The following is a 21,854-nucleotide window of genomic DNA, read 5'->3' as shown; positions in this document are numbered from 1 at the left end:
CATGGCGCGCACCGATCATCGCAATCCGAACGTCGCGGGGCTTCGCCCGCGCTCCCGTCTGGTCCATGGCGGCGTCCGCCGCTCGTCCTTCGACGAGACCTGCGAGGCGCTCTACCAGACCTCCGGCTTCGTCTACGGCTCGGCGGAGGAGGCGGAGAGCGCCTTCGTCAACGACGGCTCCCGCCACGTCTATTCGCGCTTCCGCAACCCGACCACGGCGATGTTCGAGGACCGGCTGTGCGAGTATGAGGGAGCGGCCTGGGCCTACGCCACGACCAGCGGCATGGCCGCGGTGCACGGCGCCCTGTGGTCGAACCTGCGCACCGGCGACCGCATCGTGGCGCCCCGCTCGCTGTTCATCTCCTGCTACTGGGTGATCAAGGAGCTGTCGGCCCGCTTCGGGGTCGAGGCGGTCTTCGTCGACGGCACCGACCTGTCCCAGTGGGAAGAGGCGCTGGCCAAGCCGACCAAGGTCGTCTTCCTGGAGACGCCCAGCAACCCGGGGCTGGAGGTCGTCGACCTGCGCGCGGTCAGTGCTCTCGCCCATAAGGCCGGGGCCAAGGTGGTGGTCGACAACGCCTTCGCCACGCCGGTGCTGCAGCGCCCGTTCGAGATGGGGGCCGACGTCGTCATCTATTCGGCGACCAAGCACATCGACGGCCAGGGCCGCTGTCTGGGCGGCATCATCCTGACCAACGACAAGCAGTACGGGTCGGACGTGATCCATCCCTATTTGCGCCACACCGGCCCGACCATTTCGCCCTTCAACGCCTGGCTGCTGCTGAAGGGGCTGGAGACGCTGGAGCTGCGCGTGTCGGCGCAGAGCGCGGCGGCCCTGACGGTGGCGGAGTTCCTGGAAGGCCACGCGAAGGTGGAGCGGGTGCTCTATCCGGGTCTGGCCAGCCACCCGCAGCACGACCTCGTCCGCAGCCAGATGACCGGCGGCGGCACCATGCTGTCGATCTTCCTGAAGGGCGGCAAGGAGGAAGCCTTCCGCGCCCTGAACGACCTGCGGATGGTGATGATCTCCAACAACCTGGGCGACTCCAAGAGCCTGATCACCCACCCCGACACCACCACCCACTCCAAGCTGACGGTCGAGGAGAAGGCGGCGGCGAACATCCGTCCGAACCTGCTCCGCCTGTCCGTCGGGCTGGAGGACGCCCAGGACATCGTTGAAGATCTCGACCGCGCGCTCGCTTCCCTGTAAAGACTGGACCCGGAACCAAATGCTGCAGTGCAGCGTTGGCGTCCGGGTCACAGTTTTTTGGCCCGGCCGGGGCCTTTGCTCCGGTCGGGTCCTTTGGTGAGGTGGAGCGAATGGCGAGACGCAAGGCCGGCAACGGCGAACCGACGCAGCGCTTTCTGACGGTGGCGGGCGATCTGACCCGGACCGGCGTCAAGACGGGCGAGATGGGGGTGGCGGCGGCCCAGACGATCGGCTACCGAACCGCGATGATGGCGGCGGCGATGAACAACCCCATCGACCTCGCCAACCCGGAGTTCGTCCGCATGGGCTCCGAGAAGGTGGAGGCGATGGTGGAGGCCACCCACGCCGTCGCCAAGGGCATCGGGGAAATGCAGCAGGCCTGGATGACCCTGATGCAGGGCCAGCTTCAGGCCGCCATGGTGATGGTGACCGGCCTCGGCCAGTGCCGCAACCCCGTCGACCTGATGGAACTGCAACGCCGCACCGTCACCGAGACGGTCGAGGCCGGCATCCACGCCGCGCTCTACATGGTCGAGTCGGCCACGGCCCTGACCCAGGCCGGCATGACTCCCGCCTACCGCACCGTCCGCGCCAACGCCCGCCGTCTGGCGAAGCAGCACGGTTAAGTTCGCGGTTCACCGCGACGGCCCAAGACACGATCTCCTTCGTGCCTTTGCGCCGCCGCGGTTGAACGCTCTCTTCAGCGCCTTGCGATCACTGCCCCAGCACTTCGAAGCTGGACGGGGCGGGATCGATCACGCGCGGGCCGCTCGGGGTGACCTCCAGAACGGCCAGACCGCGTTCCACGACGCCGTCCGCGCGCAGGCGGAAGACGCCGTCCATGCCTTCGAAGCCGTTGGGGTTGTTCAGCGCCGCGCGGTCGAAGCGGCCCGCCGCGTCGGGCATCTTGGCCAGCACCGCGGCGATGGCCGTGGCGTCGTAGGACAGGGTGGCGATGCGCGGCGGCTTGCGCCCGTAGGTCCTTTCGAAACGCGCCTCGAAGTCGGCGCGGCTCTGCGGGGCCGGGGCGGCGAACCAGGCGCCGGCCAGAGCGGGTTCCTGGCCCAGGCCGGGCTCGTCCCACAGGCCGGTGCCGAGCAGCTTGACCTGCTGGGTGTTCAGCCCGTTGGCGGACAGCGCCGACGCCAGACCCTGGGCGCGCGGCCCGCCTTCGGCCAGCATGACCGCCTGCGGCTGAACGCCGGCCTGGGTCACCTGCCGCGCCGGCTGGGCGAGGTCGGTCACCGCCGGGTCGTAGCGCTCCACCTGCGCCACCTGCCCGCCGAACTGGCGCGAGGCCGCCTGCACGGCGTTGACCACGGCGTCGCCGTAGGCGGTGCGCGGGGCCAGCGCGACGTAGCGCGTCGCACCGCGCGAGCGGGCGAAGCCGATCACGCGGGTGACCTGATCGGCGGGCACGAAGCCCAGCACATAAGTGCCGTTGCCGGCCTGGGTCCAGTCGTTGGTGAAGGCCAGAACGTCCACGCCCGCGGACTGGGCGACCGGCTTCACCGCGGCCACGTCGGCGGCGAACAGCGGGCCGAGGATCAGGCTCGCCCCCTCGGCGATGGCCTGCCGCGCCGCGTCGGCGGCGCCGGTGGGCGTACCCTTGGTGTCGCGGGGCAGCAGCTCGAACCGGTCGCCGGCCAGATCGAACAGCGCCATCTGCGCCGACTCCAGCATGGCCTGCCCGATGGCGGCGCTGGACCCGGACAGCGGCAGCAGGATCGCCACCTTCAAGGTCTGCGGGGCGGCCGGAACGGCGGCGACGGGCGCTTGCGGCGCTTGAGTCGGCGGCGCCGGGGCCTTTACAGTCGAGCAGGCCGAAAGCGTGCCAACGACCAACAGGGCGGCGGCAGCCTGCTGCCCCCAAGCGCGCGAGAAAGGTGTCGTCAAGCGTGCCACCAACGATCTCCACATCCGGTCCGGCGCCCGAGCCCGTTTCCGGGCCCGGCGTCTCTGGTGACGCTGAAGGTAGCGAGCCGAGGGCCGCAAGTAAACTCGGCGCCGGCCTTTATGTGGTCGCCACCCCCATCGGCAACGCCGCCGACATCACGCTGCGCGCGCTCGACACGCTGCGCCGCGCCGACGCCATCGCCTGCGAGGACACGCGGGTGACGGCGAAGCTGATGGGCATCCATGGCATCCACACGCCCTTCGTCTCCTATCATGAACACAACGCGGCAAAGATGCGTCCGGTCCTGATCGGCCGCATGAAAGCGGGCGAGTCCATCGCGCTGGTCACCGACGCCGGCACGCCGCTGGTCTCCGACCCCGGCTACAAGCTGGTGCGCGAGTGCGTGGCGGAGGGGGTGGCGGTCACCACGCTGCCCGGCGCCTCCGCCCCGCTGGCGGCGCTGGTGCTGTCCGGCCTGCCGACCGACCGCTTCCTGTTCGCCGGCTTCCTGCCCAACAAGAGCAGCGCGCGGCGCGCCGCCGCCGGGGAGCTGAAGGGCGTTCCGGCCACGCTGGTCTTCTTCGAGTCGCCTCAGCGCCTGCCCGAGTCGCTGGCCGACCTCGCCGACATCCTGGGCGCGCGGGAGGCCGCGGTGGCGCGGGAGCTGACCAAGCTCTACGAGGAGGTGCGGCGCGGCACCCTGCCGGAGCTGGCGGCCCATTACGCCGGGGCCGGCCCGCCGAAGGGCGAGGTCGTGCTGGTCATCGGCCCGCCCGGCGAGGAGGCCACCCCGTCCGAGGCCGACGTGGATGCCCTGCTGCGCGAGGCGCTGACCCGCCTGTCGGTCCGCGACGCCGCCGCCGACGTGGCCGCCCGCACCGGCCAGAACAAGCGGACCGTCTACGCCCGCGCGCTGGAGCTGTCGCGGGAGGGAAAACCATGAGCGCGCCGGACGCCCTGCGCCGCCGGGCCGAGAATTACGGCCGCTACGCCGAGCAGCTCTGCCGGCTGGCGCTGAGGCTGAAGGGTTACCGCATCCTGGAAAGCCGCCTGCGCACACCCATGGGAGAGATCGACATCGTGGCCCGGCGGGGCGACACTCTGGCGATCGTCGAGGTCAAGGCCCGTGGCGACTGGGACACCGCGAACGAGGCGGTCAACGCCCGCCAGCGGGGCCGCCTCGCCCGCGCCGCCCACGCCTATCTGGGGGCCAACCCCCGCTATGCCGGCTATGTCTTGCGCTTCGACGTCATGCTCGTTACCCCTTGGTCGTGGCCGCGCCACGTCCCGGACGCGTGGCGGGCCTGACGCGAAGGCTGAAGAAGAGGAAGGACGCCGCCCGTGACCAGCCGCGCCGAGGCCCGTGACATCCTGCGCCGCGTGGGGCAGCAGCCGGACGAGCAGATCGATCTGGCTGAAGCCGCCCTGGCGCTGGGCGCGCTGGAGGTGCCGGGCGCCGCGCTGGCCGACTACCGCCGTCACCTCGCCGACATCGCCCACGATCTGGCGGAGCGCGTCTCGCCCACCCTCGACGGGCTGGAGGCCCGCATCTCCTGGCTGCACGAGGTCATCGTGGAGCGCCACGGCTACGCCGGCGACCAGGAAACCTACGACGACCTGCAGAACGCCAACCTGCTGCGCGTCATCGACCGCCGCCGCGGCCTGCCGGTGGCGCTGGGCATCCTGTACCTGCACGCCGCCCGCTCGCAGGGCTGGACGATGCTGGGGCTAAACTTCCCCGGCCATTTCCTGGTGCGGTTGGAGGCCGACGGCGCCCGCGCCATCCTCGACCCCTTCAACGAGGGGCAGGTGCGCACCGCCGTGGACCTGCGCGACCTGCTGAAGGCCACCGCCGGCAGCGCCGCGGAGCTGGAGCCCGGCCATTACCAGACGGTGTCCAACCGCGAGATTTTGTTGCGGCTGCAGAACAACATCAAGCTGCGCCACCTCTCCGCCCGTGACGTGCCGCGCGCGCTGGAGGTGCTGGAGGCGATGCGGCTGTTCGCCCCGGCCGAGGCGTCGCTGTGGCGGGAAACCGGCCTTCTGGAGGCCCACAATGGCAACCTCGCCGCCGCCATCGCCGCGCTGGAAACCTTCCTGGAGCTGACCGCCAGCGAACGGCACCGCCATCAGGTCGCCGCGCTGATCCAGCAGCTCAAGAACCAACTGAACTGACCCCATTTCAAAAGCCCGTTCCGGAGACCCGCAGGATGAGCCTCGCCGTCGCCTTCCAGATGGACCCCATCGAGTCCATCAACATCGACACCGACTCGAGCTTCATGATGGCGCTTGAGGCGCAGAAGCGCGGGCACACGCTCTACCACTACCACCCGCGCGACCTCAGCCTGACCGGCAACGTCCTGACCGCCCGCGTGCGCGAGATGACCGTGGTCCGCCGGAAGGGCGCCCACTACACGCTGGGCGAGCCGCGGATCGTCGACCTGTCGACCATGGACGTGGTGCTGATGCGCCAGGACCCGCCCTTCGACATGGCCTACATCACCGCCACCCACATGCTGGAGCACATCCAGCCCAAGGTGCTGGTGCTGAACGACCCGGCGGAGGTGCGCAACGCGCCGGAGAAGCTGTTCGTCACCCATTTCCCCGACTTGATGCCGCCGACGCTGATCACCAGCGACAAGCAGGCCGTCCTGGACTTCCGGGCGCAGCACAAGGACATCATCGTCAAGCCGCTGTTCGGCAACGGCGGGGCCGGCGTCTTCCACCTGAAGCCGGACGACGAAAACCTGGGCTCGCTGCTGGAGCTGTTCACCCAGCTCTACCGCGAGCCGGTGATCGTGCAGAAGTACCTGCCGGAGATCCGCCAGGGCGACAAGCGCATCATCCTGATCGACGGCGAGCCCGCCGGCGCGGTCAGCCGCATGCCCCAGGAGGGCGAGGCCCGCGCCAACTTCCACGCCGGCGGCAGCGCCAAGAAGACGGAGCTGACCCCGCGCGAGCAGGAGATCTGCAAGGCCATCGGCCCGGTGCTGCGCGAGAAGGGTCTGGTCTTCGTCGGGATCGACGTGATCGGCGACTACATGACCGAGATCAACGTGACCTCGCCCACCGGCATCCAGGAGATCAACCGGCTCGACGGGTCGGCGCTGGAGGCCACCCTGTGGGACGCCATCGAGCGCCGGCATCGGGAGAACAAGGGAGCTTAAGCTATTCCATTTAAAATGGAAATCCCCTCTCCCCTCTGGGGAGAGGGTTAGGGTGAGGGGGTTGCGCTTCTGCCGGACGCACCACCACGCACATCCCCCTCACCGGCCCTGCGGGCCACCCTCTCCCCAGAGGGGCGAGGGTTATCAAGGGCGTTGCAATGGCCTGACGGTAGTTCCAGACGAAAAGCTAATCGCCCTTCGGAAACGCCTCGATCTGTTTCAGAGCGATTTCCAGATCGCGGAGAGTCAGGCGTCGTGCGTTTTCGGCCAAGGCCGACTCCAAAGAAACCCGTTTCCCATCGGTGCCCTCGACCGCATCGAGCGCGGCGAACAAATGTCCAAGTGGAATGTCGAGCTTGTCGCTCAACCGGATCAGCGTCTCTACGCTCGGCAGGTTGATGCCACGTTCCATGTTCGAGACAGCGTCAGGGGACCGGTCGAGCAATTCGGCAAACTGCTCCTGCGACATGCCCTGCGCTTTCCGAATGGCGCGGAGTTGTAGTCCAAATGCGATTTTTCGGTCCATGGCCGGACTTTCCTCCCGGCCAGAGTGGTTGACCACCGAGCTGAACTCGGATTATCAGTAAAAATCCGAGGCAGGTTTGGAAGGAACAACCCGATATGCTGCCATTCGATCCATTCTATCTGCTGGGCCGGCTGATGGTCGTGTGGGGCGTGATGATGCCGGTCATGGCGTTCCCGATGATGAACGGCTACCAGCCCTCGCTCGGGGTGCTTGGGAGCCTGAACCAGATGCACTTGTATCTGGAAGTGGTGGATTTGCAATTCGACGCCATTGTGAGCATGGGACTGGCGCTGCTGTGGGGCGGGCTGTCGATCGTCGCGCTCACGCCCCAGCGCTGACGGGGCGCCGTACGAGGTCCAGGTACCGGTAATTCAGGCCGTTCTCGGTCAGCAGCGGGCCGCGCTCCGTCTCCACCCACTCCGGCCCCAGCGGGGGCATGACGGTGTCGCCCTCCACATCCTGTTCGACGCGGGTCAGGTGGACGATGTCGGCGAGCGGCAGGGTTTCGCGGAACAGTTCGGCGCCGCCGATCACGCTGATCTCCGGAACGCTGCGGCTGTGGCACCAGTCCAGCGCCGCGTCGAGGCCGCCGAACCAGCGCGCGCCGTCCCGCTCGCCCGCTGGGACGCTGCGGCTGACCACGAGGTTGTCGCGGCCGGGCAGGGGCTTGCGGGGGAGCGACTCCCAGGTGCGCCGGCCCATCAGGACCGGCTTGCCCATCGTCAGCTCCCGGAAGCGCTTGAGGTCGCCGGGCAGGGACCAGGGCAGGGTGCCGTCGCGGCCGATCACGCCGTTGCGCGCGGCGGCCACCACCAGACTGATGCGCATCCCAACCCCTTTTCCCGTCCCGTTCACCCCACCTTACGCCGCGCGAAGCTGCTGGAGGAAGCCCCCGACCTCGCGGTGCAGCGTGTCGAGCTGGTGGCCGAGCTGGCGCGACATCTCCAGCACGTCGCGGGCGGTGGCGCCGCTCTGGGTCGCGGCACCGGTGACGCCGGTGATGTTGGCCGACACCTCCTGCGTGCCGCCCGCCGCCTCCTGGACGTTGCGGCTGATCTCGCGGGTCGCCGCCCCCTGCTCCTCGACCGCGGAGGCGATGGAGGTGGCGATCTCGTTCACCCGCAGGATGACCTGGGTCACGCCCTGGATCTCGCCGACCGCGTCACCGGTCACGGACTGGATGTTGGCGACCTGGGCGGCGATCTCCTCGGTCGCCTTGGCGGTCTGGTTGGCCAGCGCCTTGACCTCGCTCGCCACCACGGCGAAGCCCTTGCCGGCCTCGCCCGCACGCGCCGCCTCGATGGTTGCGTTGAGCGCCAGGAGGTTGGTCTGGCTGGCGATGTCGTTGATGAGCTGCACCACCGCGCCGATCTTCTGCACCGCCTCGGCCAATCCGCCGACCTTGTCGTTGGCCCGCCCGCTGAGGGTGACCGCCTCGCCCGCGATGCGCGACGACTCGGCGACCTGACGGCTGATCTCCTGGATCGAGCCGGCCAGCTCCTCCGACGCGGCGGCCACGGTCTGCACGTTGGCGGAGGTCTGCTCGGTCGCCGCGGCGACCGAAGTCGCCAGCTCGTCGGTCTGGGCGGCGGCGCGGTTCATCTCGGCTGCGCGCTCCTCCATCGTCGCCGCCGCGTCGGACACGGTGCGGACGACGGCGCCGATGCTCTGCTCGAAGCTGGCGGCCAGCGCCAGCATGGCGCGGCGCTTCTCCTCCCCGGCGCGCTGGGCCGAGGCGGCCTGCTCGGCCTCCAGCCGCTGCTTGTCGCGGGCGTTGGTCTGGAAGACCAGCACGGCCTTGGCCATGGCGCCGATCTCGTCGCCGCGCTCCGCCTCGGGGAAGCGGGTGTTCAGGTCGCCGTCGGCCAGCGAGCGCATCTTGGCGCCCAGCCCGCGCAGCACCCGGCTGATGTCGGTGCCGACCCAGGCGATCAGGCCGACGGCCGGCACCGCCAGCGCCAGGATGACGAAGGCCAGCGTCCGCAGCTGGTCCAGGAAGGCGGCCCGGATGTCGTCGATGAAGATGCCGGTGCCGATGAAGATGTTCCACGGTTCGAAGCCGCGGACATAGCCCAGCTTCACCGCCAGATCGCTGCCGCCGACCGTGCGCGGCCAGTCGTACTCCAGCAGGCCGTCGCCGGTGGCGCGGACCATGCGGATGAACTCCACGATCATGTGGACGCCGTTGGCCGACTTCAGCGGCTTGACGTCGGCGCCGATCAGCTTGGCGTTGACGTGGGCGAAGCCGTAGCCGTCCATGGTGTGGGCGAAGAGATACTCCTTGCCGCCGGCGTAGCGGATGCCGGCCACCGCCGCCTTGAAGCGCGCCTGCGCCTCGTCGCGGGTGATCTTGCCGGCGGCGGCGTCCGCCTCCAGCGTGGTGGCCAGGGTGACCCCGGTTTCCACGATGCTGTGCAGCGTGTCCAGCCGGTCGGCGTGCATTCGGCTGTAATTGAGATAAAGGCCGGCACCGGCGATGGCGAAGGATGCGACCGAAGCCGCGACGACGAGCGCCCACAGCTTGGCCCGAATGGAAAGCTTCGTGAGGGTCATGGGATGTCTGCCTGCAACTGTCTGCCCTGTCCCGCGTCCCGGCAAGCGGCGGTTGTTTGCCCTTGTCTTTGCCGGGACTCCAAGAATGATCGACAGTCACAGGAAACTTATAAACGGATGTATAAGAATGCGGGGCGCACCGGGCACTGGGCGCCTTTGTCACACCACATTTGCGGGTATTGGCGCGGTCAGGCCAGAAGGACCCCCAGCACGGCGTTCAACCGCTGCCGCCCCTCATGCGTGGCGCGCAACGTGTCCTTGCCGACCTCCAGGAAACCGCCGGCCACCAGACGCTCCAGCGCGGCGGGATCGACCAGCCCGTCGAGGTCGCGGCCGGTCTCCTCGACCAGCCGGGCGCGGGCCACCCCCTCGCGCAGGCGCAGCCCCATCATCAGCAGTTCCGACCCGCGGGACTCGCGGGCGACCGGCTCGGGGGCGGCGGCGCCGTGGCCGTCGCGCTCCACCCGCTCCAGCCAGATTTCCGGGGCGCGGTGGGCGCGGGTGGCGAATTTCTCGCCGTCCAGCGTCAGCCGGCCGTGGGCGCCGGGACCGACGCCGACGTAATCGCCGTAGCGCCAGTAGGTCAGGTTGTGGCGGCTCTCCTCGCCGGGGCGGGCGTGGTTGGAAATCTCGTAGGCGGGCAGCCCGGCGCGGTCGAGCAGGCTCTGCGTCGCCTCGTAGAGGTCGCCGGCCAGATCCTCGTCGGGCAGCACCAGATCGCCCCGCGCGTGCAGGGGGAAGAAGGCCGTGCCCTCCTCGATGGTCAGCTGGTAGACCGACAGATGGCCGACCGCGTGGTCGAGCGCTTGGGTCAGCTCCGCCTCCCAGGCCGCGACGGATTGGCCGGGGCGGGCGTAGATCAGGTCGAAGCTGAAGCGGGGGAAGGTCCGGGCGGCCAGCGCGATGGCGCCGGTCGCCTCCGCCGCGCTGTGCTGGCGGCCGAGGAACTTCAGCGCGGTGTCGTCCAGCGCCTGGATGCCCATCGACAGGCGGTTGATCCCGGCGGCGCGGAAGGCGCGGAACTTGTCGGCCTCGACCGAGGTCGGGTTGGCCTCCAGCGACACTTCCAGGTCGTCGCCGACCGTCCAGCGGGCGGCGATGCGCTCCAGCACGGCGCCGACCGTCGCCGGCTCCATCAGCGACGGCGTGCCGCCCCCGAAGAAGACGGAGGTGACCCGGCGGCCAGTCGTTGCGTCCGCGTAATGATCCAGCTCCCGCACCAGCGCGGCGCGCCAGCGGTCATGCTCGACCCGGTCGCGGACGTGGCTGTTGAAGTCGCAGTACGGGCACTTCGCCTTGCAGAAGGGCCAGTGGATGTAGATCCCGAAGCCAGGATCAGGAGTCACTTGAAGCATCGCTCCACAAGCTGGCGGAAGGCGTCGGCCCGGTGGCTCATCTCGTGCTTCTTGGCCGGGTCCATCTCGCCGAAGGTGATGTCGTGGCCGTCCGGCTTGAACATCGGATCGTAACCGAAACCATGCGCGCCGCGCGGCGGCCAGACCAGGGTGCCGGGGCACCGGCCTTCCACCGTCTCGACATGGCCGTCCGGCCAGGCGAGCGACAGGGCGCAGACGAACCAGGCGCTGCGGTCGGTCTGGCCCTTCAGCCCGTCCTCGACCTTGCCCATGGCCATCTGGAAATCCTTTTCCGGACCGGCCCAGCGGGCGGAGTAGATGCCGGGATCGCCGTTCAGCGCCGGCACCACCATCCCGCTGTCGTCGGCCAGCGCGACGTGCCCCGCCTTGGCGGCGGCCAGGGCCTTCAGCTCGGCGTTCGCGACGAAGCTGGTCCCCGTCTCCTCCGGCTCGGGCAGGCCAAGCTCGCCCGCGGACACGAAGGAGGCGGCGTAGGGACCGAGCAGCGCCGCGATCTCGCGGACCTTGCCCTTGTTGTGGCTGGCGATCACCAGCGTGCCGCCCGTGAAGCGGCGGGGAGGCGTGGTCATGGGGAGTTCCTTCTGTCACAGCGGGTTGCCCCCACCCTCCCGCTTCGCGGGTCCCTCCCTCCCCCGCTTTCGCAGGGGAGGGCCGATTTCCCCTCCCCTGCGAAAGCGGGGGAGGGTCAGGGAGGGGCAAGCGCAACCGCGCCTTTACTTCACCGCGATCGCCGCCTTCTGCAAGGCCACCAGCTCATCGATGCCCTTGCGGGCGAGCGCCAGCAGCTCCATGAACTGCGGCTCGGCGAAGGGGCGCTCCTCGGCGGTGCCCTGCACCTCGACGATGCCGCCGTTGCCGGTCAGCACGAAGTTGGCGTCGGCCTGCGCGGTCGAATCCTCGGCGTAGTCGAGGTCCAGCACGCTGGTGTTCTTGTAGATGCCGCAGGAGACGGCAGCCACATGGTCGGTCAGCGGCATGGTCTTGAGCGCGCCGATCTGCATCAGATGCTGGAAGGCCAGATGCAGGGCGACGAAGCTGCCGGTGATGGCGGCGGTGCGGGTGCCGCCGTCGGCCTGGATGACGTCGCAGTCGATCTTGATCTGCTTCTCGCCCATGGCGGCGCGGTCGGTGACGGCGCGCAGCGCGCGGCCGATCAGGCGCTGGATCTCCTGGGTGCGGCCCGACTGCTTGCCCTTGGCAGCCTCGCGGTCGGTGCGGCTGTGGGTGGAGCGCGGCAGCATGCCGTATTCGGCGGTGACCCAGCCGAGGCCGGTGTTCTTCAGGAAGCGGGGAACGCCCTCGTCCACGCTGGCGGTGCACAGGACGTGCGTGTCGCCGAACCGCACCAGGCAGGACCCCTCGGCGTGCTTGCTGAAATGGGGCTCAAGGGAAATGGTGCGCAACTGGTCGTGGGCGCGGCCGGAGGGACGCATCGGGCATGATCCGCGAATTTGTTGAAATCGGCGGCAAGCTAGCGCCCGCCGCCCCCGCCGTCCAGCGCGCAACCGGGGCGCACGTTGATTCAGCGCGGACACCTGCCTAAATTCGGGACGCCCCTTTCCGTGCCCCAACAGCATCGTCCGGTCCCCGCCCCGCCATGATCACCGAGCTGAACCAACGGTCCCGCGAGATCTTCCGGCTGATCGTCGACGCCTATGTGGCGACCGGCGAGCCGGTGGGCTCGCGCACGATCTCGCGGAGGCTCGGCATGGCCCTGTCGCCCGCGACCATCCGCAACGTCATGGCCGACCTGGAGGAGCAGGGGCTGCTCTACGCCCCCCACACCTCCGCCGGCCGCATCCCGACCGAGGCCGGTCTGCGCCTGTTCGTCAACGGCCTGCTGGAGATCGGCAGCCTGACCGAGGACGAGCGCGGCTCCATCGAGGCGAAATGCGCCTCCTCCGGGCGGTCGCTGCAGGACGTGCTGGGCGAGGCGTCCACCCTGCTGTCCGGCCTGTCGCACTGCGCCGGGCTGGTGGTGGCGCCGAAGACCGACCGGCCGCTGAAGCACATCGAGTTCGTCTCGCTGGCCCCCGGCCGGGCGCTGGTCGTGCTGGTCAACGAGGACGGGCTGGTCGAGAACCGCGTCATCGAGGTTCCGGTCGGCGTGCCCGCCGCGACGCTGCAGATGGTCTCCAACTTCCTCAGCGCGAAGCTGGTCGGCCGCACGCTGGACGAGGCGCGGCAGGCCGTCCTGCGCGAGATCGAGGACCAGAAGACCGAGCTGGACGAATTGTCGCAGCGTGTGGTCTCCGCCGGTCTTGCCACCTGGGCGGGCAGCGGCGGGCAGAACAGCGGCCAGCTCATCGTGCGCGGCCAGGCGAAGCTGCTGGAGGACGTCACCGCCCTGTCGGACCTGGAGCGCGTGCGCGCCCTGTTCGAGGCGCTGGAGACCAAGGAGACCATGCTGCGCCTGCTCGACGCCACCGGGAAGGGCGACGGGGTGCAGATCTTCATCGGCGCGGAGAATGTGCTGTTCGGCCATTCCGGCTGTTCGCTGATCATCTCGCCGTTCCAGAACAGCCGCGAGCAGGTGATCGGCGCCATCGGCGTGATCGGCCCGACCCGCATCAATTATGCCCGGATCATCCCGCTTGTGGATTATACAGCCAAGGTCATCAGCCGCCTTGTCGGGTGACGACCTGTCGTGTGACGACCTTGGCAATGCTTCACCCATACCCCATCAGACGACGACCCAAGACGACAACGAGAGAGCCATGAGCGAAGAGCAGAACAAGCCCGCCGAAGCCGAGGTGGAGCAGACCGAAGCCGTCCAGGACAAGGCCGCCCAGGACAAGGCTGCGGACGCCGGTGCCGGGGATCGCGTGGCCCAGCTTGAGGCCGAGGTTGCCAGCCTGAAGGACCAGCTCCTGCGCCAGATGGCCGAGGTGGAGAACACCCGCCGCCGCGCCCAGCGCGACCGCGAGGACGCCAGCAAGTTCGCCGTGTCCAGCTTCGCCAAGGAGCTGGTGACGGTGGCCGACAACCTGCGCCGCGCGCTGGAGGCCGTCCCCGCCGAGGGCCGCGAGAACGACGAGGTGCTGAAGGGCCTCTCCGTGGGCGTGGAGGCGACGGAGCGCCAGCTCATCTCCGCCTTCGAGCGTGCGGGCATCAAGAAGATCGACCCGACCGGCGAGCTGTTCGACCCGAACTTCCATCAGGTGATGTTCGAGATCGAGAACACCGGCAAGCCCGCCGGCACCGTCGTGCAGGTGCTCCAGCCCGGCTACACCATCCACGGCCGCCTGCTGCGCGAGGCCATGGTGGGCGTCGCCAAGGCCGGTCCTCACGAAATGGGCGGCCAGCACGTCGATACGAAAGCCTGACCGTCCTTTGGACGAATAGCCCGACCCTCCTCTGGAGGGATGGAACGGCCGCTCTCCGGATGGCAGGCGGCACGTCTCTTGCGGCGGCGCGGCGGCATGGTCCGCCGCGCCGCTTTTTTTCGTCCGGCGGTTTCCGAATGAGTGTCCACCCGCGATCCTTTGCGTACCGAAGGGCTTGCGCCGGGCTGGTCCTTCGCCTATTCGCATCGCAACCCCGATCCGCGTCGGGGAGTCTCGCGGCGCCCCGTGAATTGCCCGTTCCGGGCGGCCGCTCATTCAGGGAACCGGACCCGTGGCCAAGACCATTCTGACCGTCGACGATTCCAAGACCATCCGCGACATGGTCGCCTTCACGCTGCGCAACGCCGGCTATGGCGTCACCGAGGCGGCGGACGGCACCGCCGGTCTGGCGGAGGTCAACCGTCAGAAGTTCGACTGCATCATCACCGACCTGAACATGCCGGGCATGGACGGTCTGGCCCTGACCCGGGCCATCCGCGGCAGCGCGCTCAACCGCGCGACCCCCGTCCTGCTGCTGACCACCGAGGCCGACCCCGCCAAGAAGACCGCCGGCCGCGAGGCCGGGGCCACAGGCTGGCTGGTCAAGCCCTTCAACCCGGACAAGCTGGTCGAGACCGTGAAGAAGGTCTGCCCGTAACCGGGAAGGCGACGAGACGGCGGGCCGGGTGCCTTACCCCGCCCGCTCCCGCGTGAACAGGAACTCCCCCTCCGGATCGTGAGCGGCGAAGCGCCGTTGCGCCGTGTTGCGGTTGGCGACGGCGTAGCAGTAGAGGCAGCCGTGCGGGCAGGTGTCGTACTCCCCGATGTCGCGGCTTTCCGCGCACAGGCAGCCGGCGCGGTTGCCCTTCTCCCTGGCCGCGACGGGCCGCCCGGCGACGTCGGACAGCCGTTGCGCGTCGACGCAGCGGGCCGGCTCCGTGCCGGGAACACCGGCCAGTTCCGGCTGGGTGCACAGCGCCAGCGTCATGCCGTGGTCCGCGGCGATGCCGGCCAGATCGGCCAGAAGGGCGCGCTTCTCCTCCGGGTCCGGGTCGCGCCAGGGCACACCGGCGGCGTCCAGATTGCGCGCCGTCTTGCGGTAAGGCTGGAGGAAGGAGACCACCGCCTCGTCGGTCAGGCCGCGCATCCGGGCGGCCAGCCGGGCGAAGGTCTCGCGGTGCCAGGACGGCGGTGTGGCGTCTGCTGTGACGATGGGGTCGTAGCGCCAGACGGCGGCGCGCGGCCCCCAGCGGTCGCACAGCCGGGCCATATGCTCCACCGCGCGCTCCGCGTCGGGGACGGAGCGCTCCAGAGCGGTGGGCAGGCCGGTGATGCTGTACTGGACGACGAAGGGAAAGCCGCGTTCCGACACCTCCTCCAGCGTCGGCAGGAAGGGGCCGAGATTCTTGGTCCAGAAGACGAAGCCGTCGACCTCTGCGCGGCTCAGCCCGATGCGGTAGGTCTGGCCGCCATAGGGGTTGACCATGCGGCAGTGCCCGGCCTCCAGCCGGTTCAGGAACCAGCGCCCGTAGAAGGCGGGGATGTCCGTCTTGTAGCTGGCGGAAATGATCATCGCCGGACCATGGTGGCTCGGCGGGCCGCGATCAAGGCTGGATTCGCCGGCGCTTCGGCCTAAAGTGCCGGCACAGGATCAGGGGCACAGGATCAGGGGAGGATGCCGTGACGGGCGGACAGGATGGCCACAGCGTGGGCAACGGTGCGGGCCACAGCGTGGAGTGGGAAGGGGTGGTGCGGTTCCGGTTGCCGGACGGCTGGCGCCCGGAGGTCGAGGAGCACGAGGGCCACGCCGTGGCCGCCTTCCACCCGCCGGCCCCGGCGGGGGGCGTGCTGCGGCTGGTCACCGACCGGGTGGCGCCCAAGGACGGGCCTGACGGCGCCGTGGCGGTGCTGCGCGAGATGGCTCTGCGCTTCGTGCGCCCCGACGACCAGCGCGCCAGCGACCGGATCGTCGAGCCCTGGGGCGACGACGGCGTCTTGGCCCAGGCCGTGATGATGACGGAGGAGGACGGCCACACCGACGCCCATTACCTCTGGCTGGTCGGGGCGGAGCGGGACGGCAAGGCGGCGGCGGCCATGTTCAGCTACCGCCTGCCCATGGTCATGGACGGGGACGAGTCCTGCGCCGGCACGCTGGCCCTGCTCGACGGGGCGATTCGCGCGGCGGAGATCCTGTAAAAGGACTTCGGGACGTGTCCGGAAACAGGAAAGCCGCCCCGTCGAGGGCGGCTTTTTCTTTTCCGGTTCTTTTGCGGCCTGACTGTTTGGGCCCGAAGTCACCGGCGTTCCCGCACCGGCTCAGGCGGTCAGCATTCAGGCGGTCAAGACCCGGGCGCCCAAGACCCAGGCGTTCAGCGTTCAATGAGGTCAGGATTCCGGAGGTCAGCAGTGGCCGGCGCCGCCGGACATCAGGGCCTTCAACTGCGCCGCCTTCGGATCGAAGGCCATGGCCGCCTCTTCCGCCGCCAGGGCGGCCAGGCTGATGAAGCGCGCCAGATCGTCCAGGTCGCACTTCGTCGCGTCGTCCATAAGGCTGTCGAGGCAGGACTTGATGGCCAATGCCATGTCGCGCCGTTCGTCCATCATCTTGATCCCCCTATGGAATGCTGCACACGGTCCCGCTTCGGAAGGCCATATCCGCTGGCAAGAGCGGCCCCTTGACCAGTGAGGGATATATCATATTTCCTTCGATTCTCCACTATTAGAATCTTCGGACAACAAAGAAACAAGGCAACCGGCAATTGATTGTGCACTGTAATGCACACCATTACTTGTTAATGAAAAGTTAACATGGCTGGGTTGCGACCGTTTTGCTTGTGTTAAAGCCCTGTAACAGACCGCTTTCGGCACGGTCGGGGGATAAAGGGGGGCGGTTGCACGCCTTATGCTTCTGAATACCCCAGTATTCACTTGCGGCGCGAAGCCGCAGGCGCGACGATATGCCTCGGCGTGCGCGTCACCTTTTGGTCTTTTGACGGTTGGCGGATTGACCAGGACGTTGCAGCCCGAAACGCACCTGCCTATATCTCCGGCGACAGACGTTATTCCACCCAACCGTTCCACCGACCCCAAGGGGATCGCGGCGGTGCCGGACCAAACGGGCCGCCACGCATCTGCCGAACAACAGAGGCTGAACATGAGCAAAGTCATTGGCATCGACCTCGGCACCACGAACTCCTGCGTGGCCGTCATGGAAGGCTCCAGCGCCAAGGTGATCGAGAACGCCGAAGGCACGCGCACCACGCCGTCCATGGTCGCCTTCGCGCAGAACGCGGAGCGTCTGGTCGGCCAGCCGGCCAAGCGTCAGGCGGTGACGAACCCCGAGAACACCCTCTTCGCGATCAAGCGTCTGATCGGCCGCCGCTACGACGATCCGCTGACCAAGAAGGACCAGGGCCTCGTCCCCTACAAGATCATTCCCGGCGACAACGGCGACGCCTGGGTGGAAGCCGTCGGCAAGAAGTACAGCCCGTCGCAGATCAGCGCCTTCATCCTGCAGAAGATGAAGGAGACGGCTGAGAACTATCTGGGCGAGAAGGTGACCCAGGCGGTCATCACCGTCCCGGCCTACTTCAACGACAGCCAGCGCCAGGCGACCAAGGACGCCGGCAAGATCGCCGGCCTGGAAGTGCTGCGCATCATCAACGAGCCGACGGCGGCCGCCCTGGCCTACGGCATGGAGAAGAAGGGCGCCGGCACCATCGCCGTGTACGACCTCGGCGGCGGCACCTTCGACGTCTCCGTGCTGGAGATCGGCGACGGCGTGTTCGAGGTGAAGTCGACCAACGGCGACACCTTCCTCGGCGGTGAGGACTTCGACGCCCGCATCATCGACTACCTCGCCGACGAGTTCCAGAAGGAGCAGGGCATCGACCTGCGCAAGGACCGTCTGGCCCTGCAGCGCCTGAAGGAAGCCGCCGAGAAGGCGAAGATCGAGCTGTCCTCGGCCATGCAGACCGAGGTCAACCTGCCCTTCATCACCGCCGACCAGTCCGGCCCGAAGCACCTGAACGTCAAGCTGACCCGCGCCAAGCTGGAAGCCCTGGTGGACGAGCTGGTCGCCCGCACGATCGAGCCCTGCAAGGCCGCTCTGCGCGACGCCGGCCTGAAGGCCAACGAGATCGACGAGGTGATTCTGGTCGGCGGCATGACCCGCATGCCCAAGGTCATCGAGGCGGTGAAGCAGTTCTTCGGCCGTGAGCCGCACCGCGGCGTGAACCCGGACGAGGTGGTCGCCATCGGCGCCGCCATCCAGGGCGGCGTGCTGAAGGGCGAGGTCAAGGACGTCCTGCTGCTCGACGTCACCCCGCTCAGCCTGGGCATCGAGACGCTGGGCGGCGTGTTCACCCGCCTGATCGACCGCAACACGACGATCCCGACCAAGAAGTCCCAGACCTTCTCGACCGCCGAGGACAACCAGAACGCGGTGACCATCCGCGTCTTCCAGGGCGAACGCGAGATGGCCGCGGACAACAAGCTGCTCGGCCAGTTCGACCTCGTCGGCATCCCGCCGGCCCCGCGCGGCGTGCCGCAGGTCGAGGTGACCTTCGACATCGACGCCAACGGCATCGTCAGCGTCACGGCGAAGGACAAGGCCACCGGCAAGGAGCAGCAGATCCGCATCCAGGCGTCGGGCGGCCTGTCGGACGCCGACATCAACAAGATGGTGAAGGACGCCGAGGCCCACGCCGCGGACGACAAGAAGCGCCGCGAGCTGGTGGACGCCCGCAACCACGCGGACGCGCTGATCCACACCACCGAGCGGACGATCAAGGAGAACGGCGACAAGATCCCGGCCGCCGACAAGACCGCCGCGGAGGCCGCCGTGGCCGAGCTGAAGTCGGTGCTGGACGGCGAGGATCTGGAGGCCGTGAAGGCGAAGACCGAGGCGCTGGCCCAGGTGTCGATGAAGCTGGGCGAGGCCATGTACAAGGCCGGCCAGGGCGAGGCCCCGGGCGCCGGTGCCGCCGGTGCGGCGGGCGCCGCCCCGAACGAGCCGGGCGTGGTCGACGCCGACTTCGAGGAAGTGGACGACGACAAGAAGAAGTCGGCCTAAGCGTTCGGAACCGGAGGCAATCGTTGGGCAGCCGCCCGTTGCCTCCGGTGTCACAGCCGGGAGAACCCGGCGCCATGCAGTATCGTCCGGCCCGTCATCCGTCCTGCGGTGGCGGGCCGGAGATATGATTGGTCTATTGTATGTGAAGGCGGTCGGGGCCCATGGCGAAACAGGACTATTACGAGCTGCTCGGGGTGGCGAAGGGCGCCAGCGCGGACGAGATCAAAAAAGCGTACCGCAAGATGGCGATGCAATATCACCCGGACCGCAACCAGGGTGACAAGGACGCCGAGCACAAGTTCAAGGAAATCAGCGAAGCCTACGACGTTCTGAAGGACGAGCAGAAGCGCGCGGCCTACGACCGCTTCGGCCACGGCGCCTTTGAGAACGGGCGCGGCGGCGGCGGCGGCTTCGGCGGCTTCGATTTCGGCGGCGGTGGCGGCGGCTTCGCCGACATCTTCGACGAGATGTTCGGGGAGTTCATGGGCGGGCGCCGCGGCGGCGGCGGCGCGTCGGGCCGCGGCCAGGACCTGCGCTACAATCTGGAGATCGGGCTGGAGGAGGCCTTCAAGGGCACCACGGCCAACGTCCGCGTCCCCTCCACCGTCGCCTGCGATTCCTGCAGCGGCTCCGGGGCGGCGGCGGGAACCCAGCCGGTCACCTGCCCGACCTGCCAGGGCCATGGCAAGGTGCGCGCCCAGCAGGGCTTCTTCACCATCGAGCGCACCTGCCCGGCCTGCCACGGCCAGGGCCGCGTCATCAAGGACCCCTGCAAGAGCTGCGGCGGCGCCGGGCGCCTGCGCAAGGAGAAGACCCTCCAGGTCAACATCCCCGCGGGCGTGGAGGACGGCACCCGCATCCGTCTGGCCGGCGAGGGCGAGGCGGGGTTGCGCGGCGCGCCGCCGGGCGACCTCTACATCTTCCTGGCCATCGCGCCGCACCCGATCTTCCAGCGCGACGGCGCCAACATCCACTGCCGGGTGCCGATCCCGATGACCACCGCGGCGCTGGGCGGCACGGTGGAGGTGCCGACCATCGAGGGCAGCCGCACCAAGGTGACGGTCCCGCCGGGCACCCAGTCCGGCCATCAGTTCCGCATCAAGGGCAAGGGCATGTCGGTGCTGCGCAGCCAGCAGCGCGGCGACATGTACATCCAGGCCGTCGTCGAGACTCCGGTCAACCTGACCAAGAAGCAGCAGGAGCTTCTGCGCGAGTTCGACACCGCCGGCAAGGAAGGCTCCCACCCGCAGTCCGAAGGCTTCTTCGCCAAGGTGAAGGAGCTGTGGGAAGACCTGAAGGACTGAGTGCCTTCCCTTCGTTCCGCCCCGTGAGAAAGGCCCGGCCGCCAGCCGGGCCTTTTTTATGCGCGCCGCGTTCTTTTGCCCCAGTGGTATGACCACTCCGGCGTTGACAGCGGCGGGCGGCGGGAAGACTGTCCCGGCAAATCACGTACAAATGCGTTGATGCCACAGGCCGCGCCGCATACGCACGTATCCCTGGAAATCACAGCAATTGCCGTTGCCGATGGGGGGCATCGCGTGTATCAACAAGCGCTTAATCTCCTCAGGCGGTTCGCGGAGAGGGCATTCCAGGCGGTGAGCGGCGATCTCTCCTTCGAGCAGTTGCGCGACCTGATGCATCCGGGCGGACACACCCCGATCATCCAGCGTCGCCGGGCCGTGCTGATCCATTCCCGCGTCCGCATGGTCGCGGCGGTCTTTGCGGTGCTGACGCCGCTGTGGATCGTCATCGACGTCTTCATCTTCCCCTGGCCGCTGTGGGGCTATCTGGCCGGCCTGCGGCTGGTGTCCAGCTTCGCCTTCGGCGCGCTGGCGCTCGGCTACCGGATCTGCGACGACATGGGCAGCGCGTGGCGGGGGCTGGCCCTGCTGCTGGCGGTGCCGACGATCTTCTTCCTCGCCTCGCACCCCATGCTGAACGAGGACATGATCGCGGGAAGCGCGCTGGCGGTGGCCGCCGGCTACGCCTTCCTGCCCTTCGTGATGGTGGCGGGGCTCAGCGTCTTCCCGCTGACCGCGCTGGAGGGGCTGGCCTTCGCGACGCCGATGCTGGCGGCGCACATGCTGGCCGGGGTCTACGGCTCGCTGGTCTTCCCCTTCCCCTCCTATCTGGGCGCCCTGTGGCTGCTGGTGCTCATCATGGTGGTGGCGACGCTGGCGGCGATGAGCCAGCTGCACTTCATGATGGCCCTGGTCGATCAGGCGTCGCACGACGGGCTGACCGGCGCCTTCTCCCGCCGCATCGGCGAGGAGCTTCTGCGGCTGCAGTTCGCCCACGCCCAGCGCTCGGACCATCCGCTGTCGGTGATCTTCTTCGACCTGGACAATTTCAAGTCGATCAACGACCGGTTCGGCCACGACCAGGGCGACAAACAGCTCGGGCGGGCGGCGGAGGCGATCCGCGCCATGCTGCGCCAGTCCGACGTGCTGGTCCGCTGGGGCGGGGAGGAGTTCGTGGTCATCATGCCCAACACCGGCCGTCAGGGCGCCCTGACCGCGGTGGAGCGGCTGCACGAGCGGGGCCTGGGCAAGCGCCCGGATGGCACCCTGCAGACCGCCAGCATCGGCGTCGCCGAATACCTCCACGACCGCCCGGTGGACTGGGAAAGGCTGGTCGATCTGGCCGACCAGCGCATGTACGCGGCCAAGCAGTCCGGCAAGAACCGGATCGTCTCCGACGACCGCGTCCCCGAACCCGCCTGACC

Annotated in this window: 23 protein-coding genes; 14 read left to right on the top strand and 9 right to left on the bottom strand. The window is 68.7% G+C overall.

The annotated features are described in order from the left end of the window. The first annotated feature begins 1 nt into the window (after position 1). The gene (gene metZ, locus ACWPN7_RS17955) at positions 2-1,210 is read left to right on the top strand and encodes an O-succinylhomoserine sulfhydrylase (RefSeq protein WP_014239008.1); all 1,209 of its coding nucleotides are present in this window, start codon (positions 2-4) and stop codon (positions 1,208-1,210) included. Positions 1,211-1,320: 110 nt separating this feature from the next. Further along, on the top strand, positions 1,321-1,836 hold the full coding sequence (locus ACWPN7_RS17950; RefSeq protein ID WP_014239009.1) for a phasin family protein: 516 nt from the start codon (positions 1,321-1,323) through the stop codon (positions 1,834-1,836). Positions 1,837-1,924: 88 nt separating this feature from the next. Here the strand turns inward: ACWPN7_RS17950 and ACWPN7_RS17945 are convergent, their stop codons facing one another. After that, a complete protein-coding gene (locus ACWPN7_RS17945; protein ID WP_459196152.1) occupies positions 1,925-3,115 on the bottom strand; it encodes a penicillin-binding protein activator in 1,191 nt (396 codons plus the stop codon). Here ACWPN7_RS17945 and rsmI point away from each other — a divergent pair. The 4 genes from rsmI to gshB are packed head-to-tail and all read left to right on the top strand — an operon-like array spanning position 3,109 to position 6,274. After that, positions 3,109-4,050, top strand: a complete 942-nt coding sequence (gene rsmI, locus ACWPN7_RS17940; protein WP_372441531.1) for a 16S rRNA (cytidine(1402)-2'-O)-methyltransferase — start codon at positions 3,109-3,111, stop codon at positions 4,048-4,050. The two genes, ACWPN7_RS17945 and rsmI, sit on opposite strands and share 7 nt — an antisense overlap. Beyond that, positions 4,047-4,415, top strand: coding sequence for a YraN family protein (locus ACWPN7_RS17935; protein WP_459196153.1), 369 nt, complete (start codon positions 4,047-4,049; stop codon positions 4,413-4,415). Before rsmI ends, ACWPN7_RS17935 begins: the two co-directional genes overlap by 4 nt. 33 nt (positions 4,416-4,448) lie before the next feature. Beyond that, positions 4,449-5,282, top strand: coding sequence for a SirB1 family protein (locus ACWPN7_RS17930; RefSeq protein WP_038530071.1), 834 nt, complete (start codon positions 4,449-4,451; stop codon positions 5,280-5,282). Positions 5,283-5,317: 35 nt separating this feature from the next. Continuing rightward, complete coding sequence (gene gshB, locus ACWPN7_RS17925; RefSeq protein ID WP_456530378.1) at positions 5,318-6,274, top strand: glutathione synthase; 957 nt, start codon at positions 5,318-5,320, stop codon at positions 6,272-6,274. Between the two features lie 187 nt (positions 6,275-6,461). Here gshB and ACWPN7_RS17920 read toward each other — a convergent pair whose 3' ends face one another. Further along, entirely contained in the window at positions 6,462-6,800 is a 339-nt protein-coding gene (locus ACWPN7_RS17920) for a helix-turn-helix domain-containing protein (RefSeq protein WP_492273403.1), read from the bottom strand. A 95-nt stretch (positions 6,801-6,895) separates the two neighbouring features. On the opposite strand from ACWPN7_RS17920, the gene ACWPN7_RS17915 reads away from it, so the two are divergent. Continuing rightward, entirely contained in the window at positions 6,896-7,138 is a 243-nt protein-coding gene (locus ACWPN7_RS17915; RefSeq protein WP_451990894.1) for a hypothetical protein, read from the top strand. Here ACWPN7_RS17915 and ACWPN7_RS17910 read toward each other — a convergent pair. The 5 genes from ACWPN7_RS17910 to rph form a co-directional block, all read right to left on the bottom strand. Further along, complete coding sequence (locus tag ACWPN7_RS17910; RefSeq protein WP_459196154.1) at positions 7,122-7,628, bottom strand: dihydrofolate reductase; 507 nt, start codon at positions 7,626-7,628, stop codon at positions 7,122-7,124. The genes ACWPN7_RS17915 and ACWPN7_RS17910 overlap by 17 nt on opposite strands. Before the next feature lie 33 nt (positions 7,629-7,661). After that, a complete protein-coding gene (locus ACWPN7_RS17905; protein ID WP_459196155.1) occupies positions 7,662-9,353 on the bottom strand; it encodes a methyl-accepting chemotaxis protein in 1,692 nt (563 codons plus the stop codon). 188 nt (positions 9,354-9,541) lie between these two features. Beyond that, entirely contained in the window at positions 9,542-10,708 is a 1,167-nt protein-coding gene (gene hemW / locus ACWPN7_RS17900) for a radical SAM family heme chaperone HemW (RefSeq protein WP_492273402.1), read from the bottom strand. Continuing rightward, positions 10,696-11,298 (bottom strand): RdgB/HAM1 family non-canonical purine NTP pyrophosphatase, encoded by a 603-nt coding sequence (rdgB, locus tag ACWPN7_RS17895; protein WP_349619085.1) that lies wholly within the window; start codon positions 11,296-11,298, stop codon positions 10,696-10,698. The genes hemW and rdgB overlap by 13 nt, the downstream gene beginning before the upstream one ends. Before the next feature lie 144 nt (positions 11,299-11,442). Continuing rightward, positions 11,443-12,162: a ribonuclease PH gene (rph, locus tag ACWPN7_RS17890; protein WP_459196157.1), complete on the bottom strand. Its 720-nt coding sequence runs from the start codon at positions 12,160-12,162 to the stop codon at positions 11,443-11,445. Between the two features lie 164 nt (positions 12,163-12,326). Between rph and hrcA the strand changes: the two genes are divergently transcribed. From hrcA to ACWPN7_RS17875, 3 genes are all read left to right on the top strand, one after another. After that, a complete protein-coding gene (hrcA, locus tag ACWPN7_RS17885; RefSeq protein WP_094301316.1) occupies positions 12,327-13,367 on the top strand; it encodes a heat-inducible transcriptional repressor HrcA in 1,041 nt (346 codons plus the stop codon). Between the two features lie 79 nt (positions 13,368-13,446). Continuing rightward, positions 13,447-14,055 (top strand): nucleotide exchange factor GrpE, encoded by a 609-nt coding sequence (gene grpE / locus ACWPN7_RS17880; RefSeq protein ID WP_094301315.1) that lies wholly within the window; start codon positions 13,447-13,449, stop codon positions 14,053-14,055. A gap of 292 nt (positions 14,056-14,347) precedes the next feature. Further along, a complete protein-coding gene (locus tag ACWPN7_RS17875; RefSeq protein ID WP_014239024.1) occupies positions 14,348-14,713 on the top strand; it encodes a response regulator in 366 nt (121 codons plus the stop codon). Positions 14,714-14,746: 33 nt separating this feature from the next. On the opposite strand, the gene ACWPN7_RS17870 is transcribed toward ACWPN7_RS17875, so the two are convergent. Continuing rightward, on the bottom strand, positions 14,747-15,628 hold the full coding sequence (locus ACWPN7_RS17870; protein ID WP_459196158.1) for a DUF1848 domain-containing protein: 882 nt from the start codon (positions 15,626-15,628) through the stop codon (positions 14,747-14,749). Between the two features lie 107 nt (positions 15,629-15,735). Here ACWPN7_RS17870 and ACWPN7_RS17865 point away from each other — a divergent pair, with 107 nt between their 5' ends. After that, entirely contained in the window at positions 15,736-16,251 is a 516-nt protein-coding gene (locus tag ACWPN7_RS17865; RefSeq protein ID WP_349619087.1) for a hypothetical protein, read from the top strand. A 204-nt stretch (positions 16,252-16,455) separates the two neighbouring features. Here the strand turns inward: ACWPN7_RS17865 and ACWPN7_RS17860 are convergent, their stop codons facing one another. Further along, positions 16,456-16,659 (bottom strand): hypothetical protein, encoded by a 204-nt coding sequence (locus ACWPN7_RS17860; protein ID WP_014239027.1) that lies wholly within the window; start codon positions 16,657-16,659, stop codon positions 16,456-16,458. 298 nt (positions 16,660-16,957) lie between these two features. Between ACWPN7_RS17860 and dnaK the strand changes: the two genes are divergently transcribed. The 3 genes from dnaK (at position 16,958) to ACWPN7_RS17845 (ending at position 21,852) form a co-directional block, all read left to right on the top strand. Next, the gene (dnaK, locus tag ACWPN7_RS17855) at positions 16,958-19,129 is read left to right on the top strand and encodes a molecular chaperone DnaK (protein ID WP_257722215.1); all 2,172 of its coding nucleotides are present in this window, start codon (positions 16,958-16,960) and stop codon (positions 19,127-19,129) included. A gap of 161 nt (positions 19,130-19,290) precedes the next feature. Further along, positions 19,291-20,433 (top strand): molecular chaperone DnaJ, encoded by a 1,143-nt coding sequence (gene dnaJ / locus ACWPN7_RS17850; protein WP_014239029.1) that lies wholly within the window; start codon positions 19,291-19,293, stop codon positions 20,431-20,433. Positions 20,434-20,724: 291 nt separating this feature from the next. Then, a complete protein-coding gene (locus tag ACWPN7_RS17845; RefSeq protein ID WP_149649961.1) occupies positions 20,725-21,852 on the top strand; it encodes a GGDEF domain-containing protein in 1,128 nt (375 codons plus the stop codon). Positions 21,853-21,854 lie beyond the last annotated feature (2 nt).

This window comes from Azospirillum sp. UENF 312511 (genome assembly GCF_058780635.1).
Note: the sequence above shows the minus strand (reverse complement) of the source record. Positions and strands in the feature narration are given on the sequence as shown.